General features: G+C 33.1%; 17 protein-coding genes. All 17 read left to right on the top strand.

Going from position 1 to position 17710, the window contains the following annotated elements; all coding sequences use genetic code 11:
- Nucleotides 1–222, top strand: a 222-nt coding sequence (locus tag BMZ74_RS07655) for a transposase (protein ID WP_177181395.1), incomplete at its 5' end; no start/stop codon positions are given.
- A gap of 180 nt (nt 223–402) precedes the next feature.
- Nucleotides 403–828 (top strand): MarR family winged helix-turn-helix transcriptional regulator, encoded by a 426-nt coding sequence (locus BMZ74_RS07660; RefSeq protein ID WP_089861664.1) that lies wholly within the window; start codon nt 403–405, stop codon nt 826–828.
- Nucleotides 829–849: 21 nt separating this feature from the next.
- Nucleotides 850–3597: an efflux RND transporter permease subunit gene (locus tag BMZ74_RS07665; protein ID WP_089861665.1), complete on the top strand. Its 2748-nt coding sequence runs from the start codon at nt 850–852 to the stop codon at nt 3595–3597.
- A gap of 65 nt (nt 3598–3662) precedes the next feature.
- A complete protein-coding gene (locus BMZ74_RS07670; RefSeq protein ID WP_089861666.1) occupies nt 3663–4484 on the top strand; it encodes an outer membrane lipoprotein-sorting protein in 822 nt (273 codons plus the stop codon).
- Between the two features lie 103 nt (nt 4485–4587).
- A complete protein-coding gene (locus tag BMZ74_RS07675) occupies nt 4588–5961 on the top strand; it encodes a DUF1302 family protein (protein WP_089861667.1) in 1374 nt (457 codons plus the stop codon).
- Between the two features lie 153 nt (nt 5962–6114).
- Nucleotides 6115–6285, top strand: a complete 171-nt coding sequence (locus tag BMZ74_RS07680; protein WP_089861668.1) for a DUF362 domain-containing protein — start codon at nt 6115–6117, stop codon at nt 6283–6285.
- Between the two features lie 272 nt (nt 6286–6557).
- Nucleotides 6558–7787 (top strand): serine hydroxymethyltransferase, encoded by a 1230-nt coding sequence (locus BMZ74_RS07685; RefSeq protein WP_089861669.1) that lies wholly within the window; start codon nt 6558–6560, stop codon nt 7785–7787.
- Nucleotides 7788–7862: 75 nt separating this feature from the next.
- On the top strand, nt 7863–8684 hold the full coding sequence (locus BMZ74_RS07690; protein WP_089861670.1) for a Cof-type HAD-IIB family hydrolase: 822 nt from the start codon (nt 7863–7865) through the stop codon (nt 8682–8684).
- Nucleotides 8685–8785: 101 nt separating this feature from the next.
- Nucleotides 8786–9448, top strand: a complete 663-nt coding sequence (locus tag BMZ74_RS07695; RefSeq protein WP_089861671.1) for a YesL family protein — start codon at nt 8786–8788, stop codon at nt 9446–9448.
- Nucleotides 9449–9480: 32 nt separating this feature from the next.
- Nucleotides 9481–10455 carry an ROK family protein gene (locus tag BMZ74_RS07700; RefSeq protein WP_089861672.1) on the top strand — a complete coding sequence of 325 codons (975 nt, stop codon included), beginning with the start codon at nt 9481–9483 and terminating at the stop codon, nt 10453–10455.
- On the top strand, nt 10448–11365 hold the full coding sequence (gene hprK / locus BMZ74_RS07705) for an HPr(Ser) kinase/phosphatase (protein WP_089861673.1): 918 nt from the start codon (nt 10448–10450) through the stop codon (nt 11363–11365). Before BMZ74_RS07700 ends, hprK begins: the two co-directional genes overlap by 8 nt.
- Nucleotides 11366–11454: 89 nt before the next feature.
- Complete coding sequence (locus BMZ74_RS07710; protein WP_245750852.1) at nt 11455–12327, top strand: glucodextranase DOMON-like domain-containing protein; 873 nt, start codon at nt 11455–11457, stop codon at nt 12325–12327.
- 32 nt (nt 12328–12359) lie between these two features.
- A complete protein-coding gene (locus BMZ74_RS07715) occupies nt 12360–13331 on the top strand; it encodes a squalene/phytoene synthase family protein (RefSeq protein WP_089861675.1) in 972 nt (323 codons plus the stop codon).
- Between the two features lie 35 nt (nt 13332–13366).
- Nucleotides 13367–14215 carry an RNase adapter RapZ gene (gene rapZ, locus BMZ74_RS07720; RefSeq protein ID WP_089861676.1) on the top strand — a complete coding sequence of 283 codons (849 nt, stop codon included), beginning with the start codon at nt 13367–13369 and terminating at the stop codon, nt 14213–14215.
- A gap of 18 nt (nt 14216–14233) precedes the next feature.
- Nucleotides 14234–15514, top strand: coding sequence for a gluconeogenesis factor YvcK family protein (locus BMZ74_RS07725; RefSeq protein WP_089861677.1), 1281 nt, complete (start codon nt 14234–14236; stop codon nt 15512–15514).
- 22 nt (nt 15515–15536) lie between these two features.
- Complete coding sequence (whiA, locus tag BMZ74_RS07730; RefSeq protein WP_089861678.1) at nt 15537–16460, top strand: DNA-binding protein WhiA; 924 nt, start codon at nt 15537–15539, stop codon at nt 16458–16460.
- Between the two features lie 178 nt (nt 16461–16638).
- On the top strand, nt 16639–17664 hold the full coding sequence (locus BMZ74_RS07735) for a sugar-binding transcriptional regulator (RefSeq protein ID WP_089861679.1): 1026 nt from the start codon (nt 16639–16641) through the stop codon (nt 17662–17664).
- Nucleotides 17665–17710 lie beyond the last annotated feature (46 nt).

The following is a 17710-nucleotide window of genomic DNA, read 5'->3' on the forward strand; positions in this document are numbered from 1 at the left end:
GAAACAGGAAAACTCAGAAAAACAATGGGTGAAAAAGAATACATCAAAGAATGCAATCAGCGTGCTGGTGTAGAAGGAATACCTTCTGTATTCAGACGCAAATATGATGTCGATGAGATGCCGGTCAGGGGTGAAGTATGTCAAAAAATCTGGTTTGGCTTAAAAGTTGCAGCAGCAAACTTCAAAAAGCTGCTGAAAGGATTAGAACTGGCCACCTCCTGAACAAGGTAGATCTTTTTCACACTATATAATATTATTTTTACTTATAAATGAGAAATTTATTGCTTACAACCTTAAATATTTTTTTATTTAAGGATATTTATTTAGTCTTTTTGGGGGCAAACCATGCTATTATTTTGTTGATGTAGTTGTAAGTGCAATTAAGTAGAGGTGAGTTTATTAATGTATATAGAAGCCCCAATTGGCAAATGGATAGCAAAATTATATAAAGATCATGATCAGTTTGTAGATCAACTACTGGAAAAATATAATTTAAATCATAGTGAAGGCAATATTTTGATTTATCTTTTTCGAGATGGAGATGGGATTAATCAGAAAACGCTTCAAGAAAATTTGGGTGTTGATAAGGCTACTATTTCTAGAGCTATTCGCAGTCTATTGTTAAAGGAATATTTGAAAAAAGAAACTTCTCCCACTGATGGTAGAGTGAATTTAATTTATTTAACTGATAAGGCCAGGAGCAGGAAGCCTTTAATCAATAATATATATCAAGAATGGTTTAGAAAATTTTTAGATGATATTTCTGAAGAAGATGCTAGAACTGTTCTTAAAACCCTGCAGAAAATGTATCAAGTTGTTCAGAATTAATAAGTTTAGTGGAGGTGCAAGATGGAAAGAATATTAAAACACAATAAAGCAATAGTAATAATAATTTTTTTAATAACTATTTTTTTCTTATTTCAAATTCCGAAAGTCCAGATAAATAATGATATTGAAGTTTTTCTGCCAGACACTCATCCTGCCAAAGTTAGTAATGAAGAAATGAAAGATATTTTTGGAGAAAGTGATGGTATAGTAGCTGCTTTAAAAGTTGATCGGGGAACTATACTTGAACCTGAGAATCTAAAATATTTAAAAGAATTAACTGCTGGAATTGAAAAGATTAGTTATGTTGATGATGTTACTTCATTAACTAATGCTGATTTTATTGAAGGAACTCCAGATGGAATGATTGTGGATGACCTTGTTAAGGATTTACCACAAAATGATTCGGATAAATATGCAATTAAAGAAAAAATATTGAGTTGGGATATGTATAAAAATAATCTCTACTCTAGTGATTTTAAGTCAACTGAAATTTTAATAAAACTCAAAAAAGGTCTAAGTAATGATGATAAAGATGCAGCTTATTATCAAATTAAAAATTTGACTGATCAATATAAAAGTAAAGGTTTTGAAACATATATATCTGGCTCTACTGCTATTAATGTTTTAATGGGAGATAATATGCTGCAGGATGTTAAGTTTTTAATTCCCTTTATTGTAGCAGTCTTAATCATAGCGTTATATCTTTTCTTTAATAATATACTGGCAGTAGTATTGATTTTACTTACAGTAAGTATTAGCAGTATCTGGGCAGTTGGATTAATGGCTGCACTTGGTATAAGTTTGACTCTTGTTTCAACAGTTATTCCTGTTCTTTTAATAGCTGTTGGTAGTGCTTACGGAATTCATATTTTAAGTCATTATTATGATTATATTAGTGAGCATCCAGGAGAATTAACTCCAGAAGATCAGCAAAAAATTGTCTATCGAACTGTTAATAGACTGGGGAAAGCTGTTTTTCTGGCTGCATTAACCACTGTAGCTGGTTTTGGTTCACTTGCTTCAAGTGAAATAATTCCAATTAAAACTTTTGGGATTTTTACAGCAATTGGAATAGCAGCCGCTTTTTTAGTAGCATTATTCTTAATTCCGTCTTTGCTAATAATTATTTATGCATATCGTCATGATAAGTTAAAAGATAAATATCAAGCTCAAGATCATTTTAACAAAATGATTAATAAATTACACGAGTTCTATGCGGGACGCAGGATCGGAATTATTGTGACAGCTTTAGTTATTATTATTTTTTCGCTAATGGGCTTTAGTAAAATTGTAGTTGATACCCCTCTTATTGAAATGTTTAAAGAAAATACAGAAATCAGACAAGCTGATGACTTTATTAATCAGAATTTCTCAGGAACCAATATTATGAAAGTTATGGTTTCTGGTCAAAAATCAGGTGATTTAAATAATCCTGCTGTTTTAGCAGCTATGGATAAATTAGAGAAACATTTAAATAGTAAATTTCCTGAAGTAGGCAAAGCAACTTCGATTTCCGATTATATTAAGCGCATGAATCAGGTTATGCATTATCCAGCTGTAGAGAGCGATTCTGCTAGTCAAAATACTGCTTTAAGTAGTGAACAGGATGAAATTGAAGATAACAGCAGCAGTTTCTATCAGGGGACAGCAGAAAACTCTAGTTCTGATGATGGTTCAATTGCAGATCAAAGTTCTAGCTTTTATAGTGATTCTAGTTCTACTTCAGCAGAAGATAGTGGTTCTGATTATGATCTTGATCATAGTTCTAGTTTTTATCAGGAAGATGATTCATCTGCAGGTGAACAATCTAATAATTCTGGTCAGTTAGAACTTATTCCTGGTCCAGATAGAGAAAAAGAATTATCAGAGTATGACTTTATTAGCCTGCTTAACTCAGCGTTTATTAGAGCAGAAAATCTTAATCTGACAACTGATGAAATGCTTGCTCTTTTAAAGCAAGAATTGAATTATAAGGCAGCTGCTTATTATGAAATACCTACAGATTTGAATAAATATAATGCTGCTAGTCCACAGAATCTTAAAAACTTAATTTCTCAATACCTACTTTTATATTCAGGTAATGTTGATGATTTTATTAATGACCAGTTAGAACCAGATAAGGCACAAATATTAATTCAGCTAAATGACCCGAGTAATTTAACAGCTGCTAAAGTGCGAGAGGATATTTCAAATTATACAGCTGCTAATTTCCCTGCTAACTATCAAGTTGAAGTGTCGGGAAATGCAACTATGGCTCTGGAAGCCAACAATTTAATTGTCAGCAGCCAGACTAGAAGTATAGTAATCTCCTTTATTATTGTCTTTTTGTTGGTAGCAATCTCTTTTCGATCTTTACTGGCTGGTATTTATGGAATTATTCCGCTTGCCTTTTCATTAATTATTAATTTTGGTTTGATGGGACATCTAGGAATTAAGCTTGATGTAGGTACAGCTATGGTAGCCTCAATTGCGATTGGGATTGGAGTAGATTATACAATTCATTTTCTCCAGACTTATTATACAGAGCGTCAGGAGGAAGAAGATTTATTTATTGTAACGAAAAAAACTTTAGCTTCGACTGGAAAGGCAATTGTTTTTAATGCAATTTCTGTTGCAGCAGGTTTTTTAGTATTATTATTTTCAAACTTTTATCCTCTTGTCTATTTGGGCTTTTTAATTGCAGTGACAATGTTTACTTCTTCACTTGCTTCACTGACTATTTTGCCACTGCTGCTTAACTTATTTAAGCCTAAATTTATTAGTAAATAGACTTTACAAATTATTTAATTATATATCACTAAATTATTTAGCTTAATCTAAAGGAGGAATTTAAAATGAAAAAAAGAAATTTAACTTTGCTAATTACAGTTGTTTTGGCTGCTCTTTTATTAGGAACAGTTAGTAGTGCTGTTTTAGCAATTAGTGGTCGGGAAGTTATGGAAAATGTTGATAATCGTGATGATGGTCAGACTAGACATGCTTTAATGGGCATGGATTTAATTGATAGTAGTGGTCAAGTTAGAGATCGAGTTGTAGAAGCCTGGTCAAAAAAGATTGCTGGTGAAGATGATTTAAATCAAACTGTTATGGTCTTTCATGAACCAGAATCTGTTAAAAACACTCGGTTCCTGCAGATTGAAAACCAAGATACTGATGATGATCAGTGGATTTATTTACCTGACTTAGGCAGAGTAAGAAGAATTTCTGGTGGTCAAGGTGGAGATTCTTTTATGGGAACTGATTTCACATATGATGATATGAAATCAAGAGAAATAGATGATTTCACCTATAAATTATTAAAGGAAGAAAGCTTTAATAATTATGACTGTTATGTCGTAGAAGCAACTCCTAAAAATCCAGCTGATGAGCAGTATGCTAAAACAGTTTCCTGGGTAACAAAAGAGCATTTTATTCCTGTTAAAATAGAAATGTATGATAAAAGTACTGGCAAATTGTATAAAAGGATGATTGTTGATAGTAAGATAGAAAAAGTTGATGGAGTCTGGACTGTTTATTCTACTGTAATGAAAAATTTAGATTCTGGTCATCAAACTCATCTCTATGTAAAAGATAGAAATGGTAACTATCTACTTGAGTATAACAAAGATATTAGTGACAAAAGATTTACCCAGCAGTTTCTTAAAACAGGTAATTAAAGCTGATTAACTTAAACCATTACTGAGCAGAAAAGCTGTCTGCTTTTCTGCTCAGATTAATTGTTAAAAGTTTAAAACTTAAATTAATAATGGGGTGTAATTAATGTTAAAGAAAAAAAGTTTAATTTTTTGTTTGTTATTTGGACTGCTGCTAACTTTATCTTTACCAGGTATAGCATTTGATAATGGTAGTTTTTATGGTAGTGAAAAAACAGAGACTGAAATTAGTGGCTCGATTTCGCCTGAGTTAAGAATTATGTCTGATGATGGTGATATAGAGGAAAATTTAGGTGGTGAATTAGAATTTAATTATCCTGGTTCAACTAATCAATTTAAAGTTCTGATTGACTATCAATTAGGTGCAGCAGATGAAATTGACTTTAATGAATTATATTATAAGTATTCAGCTTCTAGTTATGATGTTTTAATTGGGAGACATCGTGTTATCTGGGGAAAAGGAGATAAAGTTCATGTTGTTGATAATCTTAATCCAGAAGATTTAAGTGATTTTATTAATCCTGATTATAAAGAACGTCAAATTGGAGAAGAAATGCTTAAGATAGACAAATATTTTAGAGGTGGTAATGCTGATCTGGAGTTTGTTTATACTCCTGATTTTGAAGGCAACAGGCTTGCTGATGATCCTGATAGTTCATTAGGGAATTGGGTTATTAATCCTTTTGCTTCTTTAATTAGCTTAAGAGAGTTATCAGCGGCTACTGGTTTAAGTCAGACTGATTTAATTAATGAAGTTGAAGATGCTATCGATGAGGAAAATAATCAATTTGGTTTAAGATTTACTGACAGCAGAGGGAGTATTGATTATGGATTTAGTTATTATAAAGGCTATTTACGTGATCCCAGCTACAATGTAGCTGCAGTTGCCAGTTCAGCTGCTTCCTGGTCAGGAGGATCTATCAGTAAATCTGAACTAAAAGAAGCTTTAAATAATGCCGATCTTCATTATGATTCGGTTGATATTTTTGGCTTTGAGATGGCTAAAGTCATTGCCTCCATTAATAGTCGTTTTGAATTAGCTTATTATAGAACCGATGATACAGATGGTGATAATCCACTAGTTAGAAACAATAAAATAGCCTGGGTTATCGGTGGAGATCGTGATCTGCCAATTAGCAATCTAAACTTAAATATTCAGTTTGCTGGAGAAAAAATACTTGATCATAGTGGTCTTTCACAGTTTGATATTGACTATGATGCTGATGATGATTATACAACAAATCGAGCTATTGTTAAATTGAAAGATAGCTATAATAATGAAAAAATAGAGCCAGAATTGACCTGGATTTATAACTTGGCTGGTCATGATTACAGTCTAGAAGCAGCAGTTAATTATGAGTTGAAACAAGATCTTGAGTTAGAACTTTCTCATAAGATTTTTAATGGTGATAATGATACTACATTCGGCCAATTTTCAGACAATGATTTTACTTCAATTGCTCTAAAATACAGCTTTTAATCTTACCCGGGGGAGGGGCCGGTTTTTAAAAATGTCTTTTAAAACTATTTATTAAACAAGTTGACATTTTAATGCTGGCTGGATATAATAGTTTTGTGAACTTTTTACAAAATAAATTATAATAAAGCTGAATAGCAGGAGGTGAATCATAAGATGGCTCATGTAATTTCAGATGAATGTATTATGTGTGGTTCCTGTGAACCAGAATGTCCTGTTGAATGTATCAGTGAAGGCGATACACAATACGAAATTGAAGCTGATGTTTGTATTGATTGTGGTGCTTGTGCTGCAGTTTGTCCAGTTGATGCAATCAGCCAGGCATAAATTTATATTTTGAAAAAACCGGGAGTCTTGCTTCCGGTCTTTTTCATTTTAATTAATGAGGTTTGGCTAAAATTTACATAATTAACTTTGTTCTGCTAAAAATTATTTTAATGTTATTTATAATAAATTTTATAAGAATATTTTTGCTTTAATTTAAAAGTAAAAAGAGCTAATTAAAGTAGTCGAGCAAATAAGCAGGAATTAATTTCAAGTTAAAGAATTTATAAAATAAGTAAGAGTTTAATAATTTAAACTGAGGAGATGAACTTTGGATGCAGGAATTAAAAAAGGTTGATCCTGAAATAGCTGCTATTATAGCAGAAGAAGAACAGAGACAGGCCCATAATATTGAGTTAATTGCTTCTGAGAATTTTGTTAGTCCAGCTGTTATGGAAGCTGCTGGTTCAGTTTTAACCAATAAATATGCAGAAGGCTATCCGGATAAAAGATATTACGGCGGCTGTGAAGTGATTGATCAGGCTGAAAAATTAGCAATTCAAAGAGCTAGAGAGATTTATCAGGCTGAACATGTTAATGTACAACCTCATTCAGGATCACAGGCAAATCAGGCTGTTTATTTTTCGCAGGTATCTGAAGGAGGAACAATTTTGGGTATGGACTTGACTCATGGCGGTCATTTAAGCCACGGCAGTCCAGTTAATATTTCAGGTAAATATTATAACTTTGTTCATTATGGCGTAACCAGAGAAAAAGAAATAATAGACTACGAACAGGTAAGAAGGTTAGCTGAAGAGCATCAACCAGAATTAATTGTCGCTGGGGCCAGTGCTTATCCTAGAGTTATAAACTTTAAGACCTTTAAAGAAATTGCTGACTCAGTAGGTGCTTTATTAATGGTTGATATGGCTCATATAGCCGGCCTTGTTGCAGCGGGTCTTCATCCCAGTCCAGTTCCTTATGCTGATTTTGTAACTACAACTACTCACAAAACACTTAGAGGCACTAGAGGAGGAATGATTCTCTGTAAGCAAAAATATGCTAAAGCAATTGATAAAGCAATTTTTCCTGGAATTCAGGGAGGGCCTTTAATGCATATAGTTGCAGCTAAAGCTGTGACATTTAAAGAAGCTTTAACTCCTGACTTTAAAAAATATCAAAAACAGATAATTAATAATGCCCGTAGTTTAGCAAACGCTTTAAGCAGTTATGGACTTAGATTAGTCTCCGGTGGAACTGATAACCACATGATGTTGGTTGACCTGACAAATATGAATTTGACAGGTAAAGAAGTAGAAGAAGCACTAGATAAGGTTGGGATTACTGTGAATAAGAATACAATACCTTTTGAAACCAGAAGTCCATTTGTAACCAGTGGAATTAGAATCGGTACCCCTGCTGTAACTACCCGGGGAATGAAAGAAAATGATATGGAACAGATTGCGAAATTTATTTTTGCAGTTTTAAAGAATATTGAAGCTGAACAGAAATTGGCTCAGTTAAAAGAAGAAGTATATGCATTCTCAGAACGGTTTGTAAAATAGCAAGTTAATTATAACTATAATATTAATGAGCCGGGCTATCCCGGCCATTTTTATAAGTAAAGGATGGTTAATATAATGAAGACTAAATTAATTGCATTTGATCTAGATGGAACTTTGTTGAATCAAGAACACCAGTTAGCAGCTAAAACAATTGAAGCAGTAAAAAAAGTTAGGGAAAAAGGGATAATTACGCTTGTAGCAACAGGTAGAATGTTTATTTCTGCTCTTCCCCACCTAGAAAAACTAGCTGTAAAAAGTCCTGTTATAACTTACAATGGTGCTTTAGTAATGGACCCTCAGAAAAAAGAAATAATTTATCATCAGCCAATTCCACTTGCAGTTGCTCGTCAGATTACAGAAATGGTAGAAGAAAATAATTATCATTTAAATATTTATCTTGATGATAAACTTTATGTAAAGGAGTTAAATAAATTTAGTGATGATTATGAAAAAATCTCTGGCATAAAATCAGAGCCTGTTGGCAATTTAGTTGATTTTATTGATCAGGATCCTACTAAAATGTTAATTGTTGAAGAAGACGAGCAGAAGCAGCAAGAAATAAATAAATTCTTAATTGATAATTTTGCCGATCAAATAGAAATTTCAGCTTCATTTAATTCTTTTATTGAAATGACTAAAAAAGGTATTTCTAAAGATGTTCCTCTGCAAAAAATAGCTGCTGATTTTGGAATAAAACAGGAAGAAGTAATGGCATTTGGTGATGGATTAAATGATTTAAAGATGATTGAGTGGGCTGGGCGTGGAGTAGCAATGGCTAATGCCAATCCTGTGCTGCAGGAAGCTGCCGATGATATTGCTCCTAATCATGATAAGCTGGGGATAGCTCGCTACTTAAAAAAAGAATTTAACCTTGATTTAGAGCTTGATTTAGCTTAATTAAAAATCATTCTTGCTATTTCCTATACATAACAAAAATAATTATGTTATAATTAATTGTAACCTGGCTTAATAAACGGAAGGTTTTTGGAGGGATTTAGTTGGAAATTTTTTCTGTGTTAAAATTTACTTTTAAAAAATATTATGAACATTTATTTAAATTAGTTTTTGTTGGTTTAAGCTGGTTTATTCTAACTTCTATATTATTATTTGTTGGATTTTTTGCTCTTTCAACAGGAGCTTATCCATTTTTGATTTTGCCAATTGTTTTAATTGGACCTCTACTTCTAACTGGCTTAGAAGCTGTTCATCTTGTTATAAATCAGGAGAGCGCCGGCTTTAAGAAGTTAATTAGTTATTTTAAGTCTAAATTTTGGCGGGGCTTTTTAGTTTTTTTAGTTACAGCTTTGATTTATCTAATTTTTATTGTTGATCTGAGATTTTTCTTAGTTAGAGGACAGGAAAATACCTGGTTATTGGCTTTTGCTTTTTTATTTGCTTATTTAGTAATTTACTTTTCTATTTATCAAGCTTATCTCTGGGGATTATTGATCGTTCAGTCTGAGCAATCGATAAAAAATATTTTAAAAAATGCGCTGGTTATCAGTCTGGATAATCTTTTATTTTCACTGCTCTGGTTGTTAGCTTTAGTTATTTTAGCTGGACTGTTAATTGTGACAGGAATTGGTTTGCCGCTTGCATTTATGGGAATATTAGGTATTCTACTTATCAAAGGATGCCAGGAAATGCTGGCCAAGTATTAAAATAAAGATAATGAATTTGAAAGGGGTTTGTAATGAAAGAATATTATTTAGGACTTGACTTAGGCGGAACAAAAATTTTAACCGGATTGGCTGATCAAGAGGGGAATATTATTGCTCGTTCTCGTAGAGATACAGAAGCAGCTGCTGGTGAAGAAACTATTATAAAAAACATGATTCTAACTATTGAAGATGTGTTGGCTAAGGCTGAAGTAAACAAAGATCAGATTGTTAGCCTTGGTATTGGTAGTCCTGGTCCCCTCGATGCTACTAAAGGAATTATAATTGAAAATGCTAATCTTCCCTGGAAAAATGTTCCCCTGGTTAAAAAGATGGAAGCAGCTCTTGGTATAAAAACTTTACTTAAAAATGATGCTAATGCAGCAGCTTTAGGTGAAAAATGGTTTGGGGCTGGACGAAAAGTTGATAATATGGTCTATATTACTATTTCAACTGGAATTGGGGGAGGAGCAATTATTGAGCGGGAGCTATTTAATGGTACAAATGATAATGCCTGTGAAATCGGTCATACTGTAATTGATCCTGATGGACCCCTTTGTGGCTGTGGCAAACATGGTTGTCTCGAATCATTTGCTTCTGGTACTGCAATTGGTAAAAGAGCAAGAGAAGCAGCAGCAAAAGGATTAAGTAAAGAAATGCTTGAATTAGCAGATCAAATAGTTGAAGATATTAATGCAGTAATTTGTGCTCAAGCTGCCTATCAAGGTGATGAAGTAGCTCAAGAAATATTTAAAAAAGCTGGTTATTATTTAGGTATTGGCCTGGGAAATGTAATTAATATTTTTAACCCAGAAATGATAATTTTAGGGGGAGGAGTAATGAAAGCCTCTGATTTATTTCTGGCTGAAGCACTTGCTACAATGAAGAAGACAGCTCTTTCTGGACCATTAGAAATAGTCAGTGTCAAGGAGGCAGAATTAGGTTCAGATATTGGTTTAATGGGAGCCGTTGCAGTTGCTATGGAAGATAGGCTAGTTAAAAATGGCTAATTATGATAAAGTATTAGTATTAGATATTTTTAATCGTTTTGATCTGGAAATTAAAGCGGGTCGTTCTGGAATTAAACGCGAAATAACAGTTAGTGATATTAAGCGTCCTGGTATAGAGTTGGCTGGCTTCTGGAAACACTTTGTTCCCGAAAGAGCTAATTTAATTGGACGAACAGAGATGTCTTTTTTGCGGGCTCTGGAAGCAGATCTTCTAAAAAAAAGAATTGATGAATATGTTGCTTATAATCCGGTTTGTATTATAGTTGCCCGGGGAGAAAAGATCCCCGACTATTTGCTTAAACGAGCAGACGAAAGTGGAATTCCAGTTTTATTAACTAATATCTCTACAACTAGATTTAGCAGTATGCTGCTTAACTATCTGGAAGAAAAATTAGCACCAGTTCGAGTAATCCATGGTGTATTGGTTGATATTTATGGAATTGGAGTTTTAATTCGTGGAGAAAGCGGGATTGGTAAAAGTGAAACCGCTATCGAATTAGTTAAAAGAGGGCATCGCCTGGTAGCTGATGATATAATTGAGATTAAAAAAATTGGTGAGCTGCGTCTTGCAGGCAGTGCTCCGGAAAATTCTCGTTATTTTTTAGAAATGCGGGGAATAGGAATTATTAATGTTAAGACGCTTTTTGGAGCAGGAGCTGTTAAAAATGAATCGCCAATTAATTTAACAATAAAGTTAGAACGTTGGGATGAAAATAATGAATACGAGCGGTTGGGAATTGATACAAGAAAAACAACGATTATGGATCTTGATATTGATGAGATAATAATTCCTGTTAAGCCAGGTCGTAATTTGGCCCTTGTTTTAGAGGTAGCTGCCATGAATTACCGCATGAAATCAATGGGATATAATGCTGCAGTTGATTTTACTGAAAATATAATGAGAAGATAATTAACTGCTTATTTTGAGGTGAAAAAATGACTTTTAGCAGCAGAAATTCAATCAGATTAACTTTGCTGTTTTTAATACTTTTATATTTTTTGTCGTGTCTATCTATAGCAGCAGCTGCTGAAAATAAAGTTATTTTTAATCAGCTGGATGGAGTTGGTGATGACTATGGCCCGGGAAAATATCAATATCCACGGAACCATATTTTCCAGAATAAAGGGCATCTATTTGATATAAAAAGTTTAACCATTCTGGAATCAGCAGATAACTTTTTGTTTCAAATTAATTTTTCAAAGTTGACTGATCCCTGGCAGGGAGAATTTGCTTTTTCTTTACCTTTAATCGAAATTTATCTTGATAATCAGCCTGGTGGTACAAATAAATTATTTCATACAGGAGCCAATGTTACTTTACCGGCTGATTTTAATTGGAATAAATTTTTAAAAATAAGTGGCTGGTGGGTTAGAATTTTTTCTCCTGATAGTCAGAAAGAGAATTTGATGGATATTAGTAAATTATCGTTTATTGATCCTTATTCAGCAGAAGATGTTAATCTTATTAGAAACGGTAATCAGCTTAATTTAACTATTCCTAAGACTGAACTTAAATCACTTGATAATAGCAAATTGATTTTATTGGTAGGTAGTTTTGACCCTTTTGGTTATGATCATTTTCGTTCGCTGGCTCCAGTGCAAAGATCCTGGCAAATTTATACTGGTGGTGAACTTAAAGTTGAAAAGGCGCCACGGGTAATGGATATTTTGTTACCAGAATCTTTAAATCAAAAAGCTATTTTAAATAAAGAAATGCCGGTAGTTCCATATCTTAAAATTAAGCCAACTTTTCAGCTTAAAGCAGATAAATTAATCGATTTTTTTGCTTATCAAAATTTGCTAGTTTTATTTTTATTATTAATCTATTTAATATTGATGACTATTATTTTCTTGAAGTACAGCAGTAAATAATATATTTCTGCTAATTATTATGAGGTGAAATCATGAAATCTGATCAAATGAACTTTGCCAGAGATATTCTGGCAGAAGTTTCGCGAAGTTTTGCTTTGACAATACCTATGCTTGATGAAGAAATAAAAGATGAAGTCTTATTGGCCTATTTGCAAGATAGAATATTAGATAATTTTGAAGATGAAGTACAAAAAATTGAGCTTGATCTGCAAAAAAAGTTAATGGATACAGTTAGCAGAATTTTTTCGCCAGAGAACTATGATAGGGCTTCTGATTTTAAACTAATTAAAGATAAGGCAGCTTTAATTGCAGATCAAAGTCTGCAGCGTTTAACAGTTAATATTGATCAGCTTTATCAGCTTTATAAAAATATGTCAGCAGAAATCCAGATTATTTCTCATAAATGGCTGGCTGAAATGAATCAAGGTATGCAAAAGTTTTTAACTAAAAAAGTTGCTACTTTTGCTGATCTTAATGAATACTGCTACTATGTAGCTGGTACTGTTGGTGGGTTTTTAACTGAAACTATTATTGAAAAATTCGCTATCACTGGCCAGCAAAGAGAAGTCCTGCTTGCTAATTTTAATGAAGCTGGTCTTTTTTTGCAAAAAATTAATTTGATTAGAGATATTAGAGAAGACTTAATAAACAGAGATAAACATTTCTGGCCTTTAGAAGAATTATCTGTTTCGGAAGCTGATTTAAGAGATCCTGCTCAAAAAGAAAAAGCACTGCAAAGTTTAAATTTAATGTTAGATGATTTAACAGATCACATTCCTGCTCTGCATAAATATTATTTAGCTCTGCCAGCAGAGCTGAGTGGTTATAAAAAGTTTTTTGCTGTTAATAATGGACTTGGACTGGCAACAGTTGATAAATTAAGAGATAATCCAGCTGTATTTTATGGGAAGAAACCTGTTAAGGTAGCTAAATTATCATTTTTAAATATTATTCGTAAGCCAGAAAAATATTTTTTACGCCATTGTGCACCTTATCTTAATTAAGCAGCTAAAAAGCCAGAAAGGGGTTAGTTTTTACTATGGAGTTTCTGTTAATTACCGGAATGTCTGGAGCAGGGAAGTCGCTTGCTTTAAATTATTTTGAGGATCGAGGCTATTTTTGTGTTGATAACTTACCGCCAGCTTTAATTTCAAAATTTGCTGAACTATGTTTGCAATCTGATTTGACAAAGATTGCTCTGGTTAGTGATATTAGAGGTAGGGAATTTTTTAATGAATTATTTAGAGAACTTTCTCAATTAGAAGAATTGGGATTAAATTATAATATATTATTTTTAGAAGCCTCTGATGATATTTTAATCAGACGTTATAAAGAGAGCAGACGGCGCCACCCCCTCGATAATGAAGGACGTATTTTAGAAGCGATTGCTCGTGAAAGAAAACTTCTGGAGGAACTGCGGGGAAAAGCAAGTAAAATAATTGATACAGGGGAATTGAAAAAGGCTGAGTTGGAAGAAGAACTTAATCAGCTTTATTTTTCTGATCAGGATAATAATCTATTGCATATTAGTTTAATCTCTTTTGGTTTTAAATATGGAATACCACGTGATGCTGATCTGGTGATAGATGTTCGTTTTCTGCCTAATCCTTATTATGTAGAATCACTGCGTTATCAGACTGGTAATGACCAGGAAGTTCAGGATTATGTTTTGAAATGGCCGGTTACTGAAAAATTTTATCAAAAATTTTTTAATTTAGTTAATTTTCTCTTGCCTGAATATCAAAAAGAAGGCAAGAGTCATTTAGCAATTGCAATTGGTTGTACAGGTGGAAAACATCGCTCAGTAACAACTGTAAATAAGTTGGCTGAATTTTTGGATAAAAAAAGTTATAATTTGAGTATTGAGCACCGAGATATTAATAAATAACTATAAGGAAGTGTAAATATGAATCTGCCCAAATGGTTTTTTCCAGGCCTGGGTGTTAAAAGATGGTTTTTTTTAATCATTTTTTCTTTTTTATTAATTAGTATGGGGATTACTCCTCTGCTAGGATTTGATTTAAGTAATTTTTTAGTCAGTCAGCTGGCTATGTTATTAGCACTTTTTTTTGGTACATATACTGCTTTAATTTTAAAAATAAGTGGAATTATGCTAATTATTGTTGGTTTAGTTTTAATTTATTATTCTTTACGTAAAATTAAAGTAGAACTTAATACTCATATTACTCCTAACCAGGAAATTTTTGATTTATTATATGAAAAAAGAAAATCTAATAAAGGTCCAGAGATAGTCGCTTTTGGTGGTGGAACAGGTTTATCTAATTTGCTGCGGGGTTTAAAAAATTACAGTGATAATTTAACAGCAGTTGTAACAGTTGCTGATGATGGAGGGAGTTCCGGACGGTTAAGAGATGAAATGGGAATTCTTCCTCCGGGTGATATTCGTAATTGTTTGGTGGCTTTAGCTGATCGAGAGCCATTAATGGAAAAATTATTTCAGCATCGTTTTCAGGCAGAAGGAGAATTAGCTGGTCATAGTTTTGGCAATCTTTATATTGCTGCTATGACTGAAGTTCTGGGTGACTTTGAAGAAGCAATTAGAGCTTCCAGTAAAGTTTTAGCAATTAGAGGTAAAGTGTTACCTGCTACAAATGAAGACATTAAATTAGGGGCCATTTATCATGATCAAGAAAAAAGAATTGGTGAGTCTGCAATCCCTGTCTATGATAAAGAAATTAAAAAGGTTTTTCTTTATCCGGAAAATGCCAGCACAACTCCTGAAGTGAAAATATCAATTCAGCAGGCAGATGTAATTATTATAGGACCGGGCAGTCTTTATACAAGTATTTTGCCTAATTTGTTAGTTAAAGGAATAGTTAAGGCAATAAAACAAAGCCAGGCTCTTAAAGTTTATATTTGTAATGTAATGACTCAACCTGGTGAAACCGATAATTATACAGCTGCAGATCATGTGCAGGCTTTAATAGATCATTGCGGACCTGACCTTTTTGATTATATTATCGTTAATAATCAATCTGGCTCTGCTGAACTAAGGAAAAAATATGAAGCTGAAGGTGCTTTTCCAATTGTAATTGATCGTGATCGTTTACAAGAGCAGGGAGTTAAGGTTATCGAAGCTGATCTCTTAAAAAAAGATAGTTATTTACGCCATGATCCACTTGAATTGGCAAAATTGATTTTTGAATTAAGTAAAAAAATTAATTAGTAATTTTTAAAAGGGTGGTAGAATGTCTTTTACTGATCAAGTTAAAGAGGAATTAACTAGGAAAGATAAACGTAGTTATTTAGAACAATTAGCGGAGCTGGCAGCTTTAATTAGGGTAGATGGCTCAATTCAAATTTTAAATAAACATCTTGCTGTTAAAATTATGCTTTATCATGGTAATCTGGCCCGGAGAATTTATTCACTTATAAAAGACCGTTTTGGTTTTAATATGGAGATCAGGGTAAGAAGAGATAGAAGGTTTAATTTAAGCAACCGCTATGAGATTATTGTTACTCCTCAGCCTGGAGTTAGAGAATTTCTGCTGGAACTTGGCTTTTTAACGCCAGCCAATAAATTAGTTTTTCATATAAAAGAAGATTATCTTGCTTCTCGTAAGCTGGTGCAGGCTTATTTGAGAGGGCTCTTTTTAGGAAGTGGTTCAGTTAATAGTCCTCAAAGTGAGTATCATTTAGAATTTCGCTGTGAAAGATCTAGTTTAGCTGCCGATTTAAAAGAATTGCTGGCTCGTTTTAATTTAGCAGCTCATCAGACTGAACATCGTGGTAATTATGTAATTTATTTTAAAAGCTATGCCGAGGTTGTTAAAGTTTTAAATATTATTGGAGCTCATCAAGCGATGCTAAAAATGGAAAATGATCATATTGTCAAGGAATTAAAGAATAATGTAAATCGCCGAGTTAATTTTGAAACTGCTAATCTAGAAAAATCAGTTGCTGCTGCCATGGATCAATTGGAATATATAGATATTATAGAAAGAGAACAAGGGCTGGAATCATTAACTGCTGGTTTACAGGAAATAGCTATTTTGCGTCGGGAAAACCCTTACGCTTCCCTGAAAGAACTTGGCGAATTGATAAACTTGAGCAAATCAGCTGTTAATCATCGACTGCGTAGAATTAAAAAAATTGCTCAAAAATTAACTTGAAATTTTCCCTGAAAATGATATAATACATGTGGAAGTAAAAAGTTTGCAATTAAATTAAAGATATTTTGATAATAATTTGTACAGTTGCTGATTTTATGGGTTAATCAGCTTTGTTTTTGGCTTTATCGGGACAATATTGTTCCGATTGGACAAAAACGTTCCAGCTGGGAGGTTAAACATGAATAAATTGTTTAAAATTCAGCAAAAAATTGTACCTGAGATTGTTAAAGTAGCTCAACAGAGGTATAATATTCTAAGAGGTATTTATTATAACCAGCCAATAGGGAGAAGAGCTCTGGCCAGGATACTTGATCTCAGTGAACGAAAAATTAGAAATGATCTTGAGTTTTTTGAAAAAAATGCTTTAATAAAAATTACTCCTGCTGGTACCCAGATTACTAGAATTGGGGAAGAATTTTTGATAGAATTAGATGAGTACATTAAAGAACTGCGCGATATTAATCAGCTTGAGAAACAATTAGAGAATATTCTGGATATAAAAAAAGTTAGATTAGTTAATGGAGCAGTTCCTAAATCTGACTTAAAGGCAGAAATTGGCAGGTTAGCTTCTCAGTTATTAAAGCAGGAAATAAATGATAATGATATTCTTGCTGTAACTGGAGGAACTACCCTGGCTTTAGTAGCTGCAGAAATGAGTTATAGTTCTTCAGCCAGAAATGTAACAGTTGTTCCAGGACGTGGTGGTCTGGGAGAAGATGTTGAAATTCAGGCTAATACTATAGCAGCTAAAATTGCCAAGAAGCTAGGTGGTAATTATCATCTGCTTCATCTACCAGATAACATGGCTGAAGAGAATATTTATCACATAGCTAAAGAGCCAGCAATCAAAAAAACACTTGAAATGCTAAAAAAAGCTAATATTTTAATTCACGGAGTAGGAACAGCCCGTGATATGGCAAGGCGACGCGGCATGAAAGCAGTAGAAATTGCTGATTTGATTGGATCTGGCGCAGTAGGAGAAGCTTTTGGTTTTTATTTTAACTCAGCCGGAGAAATTATATATTCTACAACCAGTGTTGGTTTAAATCTAGAAGATTTAAAAACTATTAATAAGGTAATAGTGGTTGCTGGCGGGGAAAATAAGGCTGAGGCTATTATAGCTGCTGTGTCTTCAAAATACCAGGATATTTTAATTACAGATGAAGTAACAGCCCGCAGAATTATCTCACTTAAAGGGGGGTGAGGCCAGAGACAGGCTGCAGAACCAAAATCAGCAAAATATCTTTAGT

The sequence above is a fragment of the Halanaerobium salsuginis genome (assembly GCF_900114545.1).
GTDB lineage: Bacteria > Bacillota > Halanaerobiia > Halanaerobiales > Halanaerobiaceae > Halanaerobium > Halanaerobium salsuginis.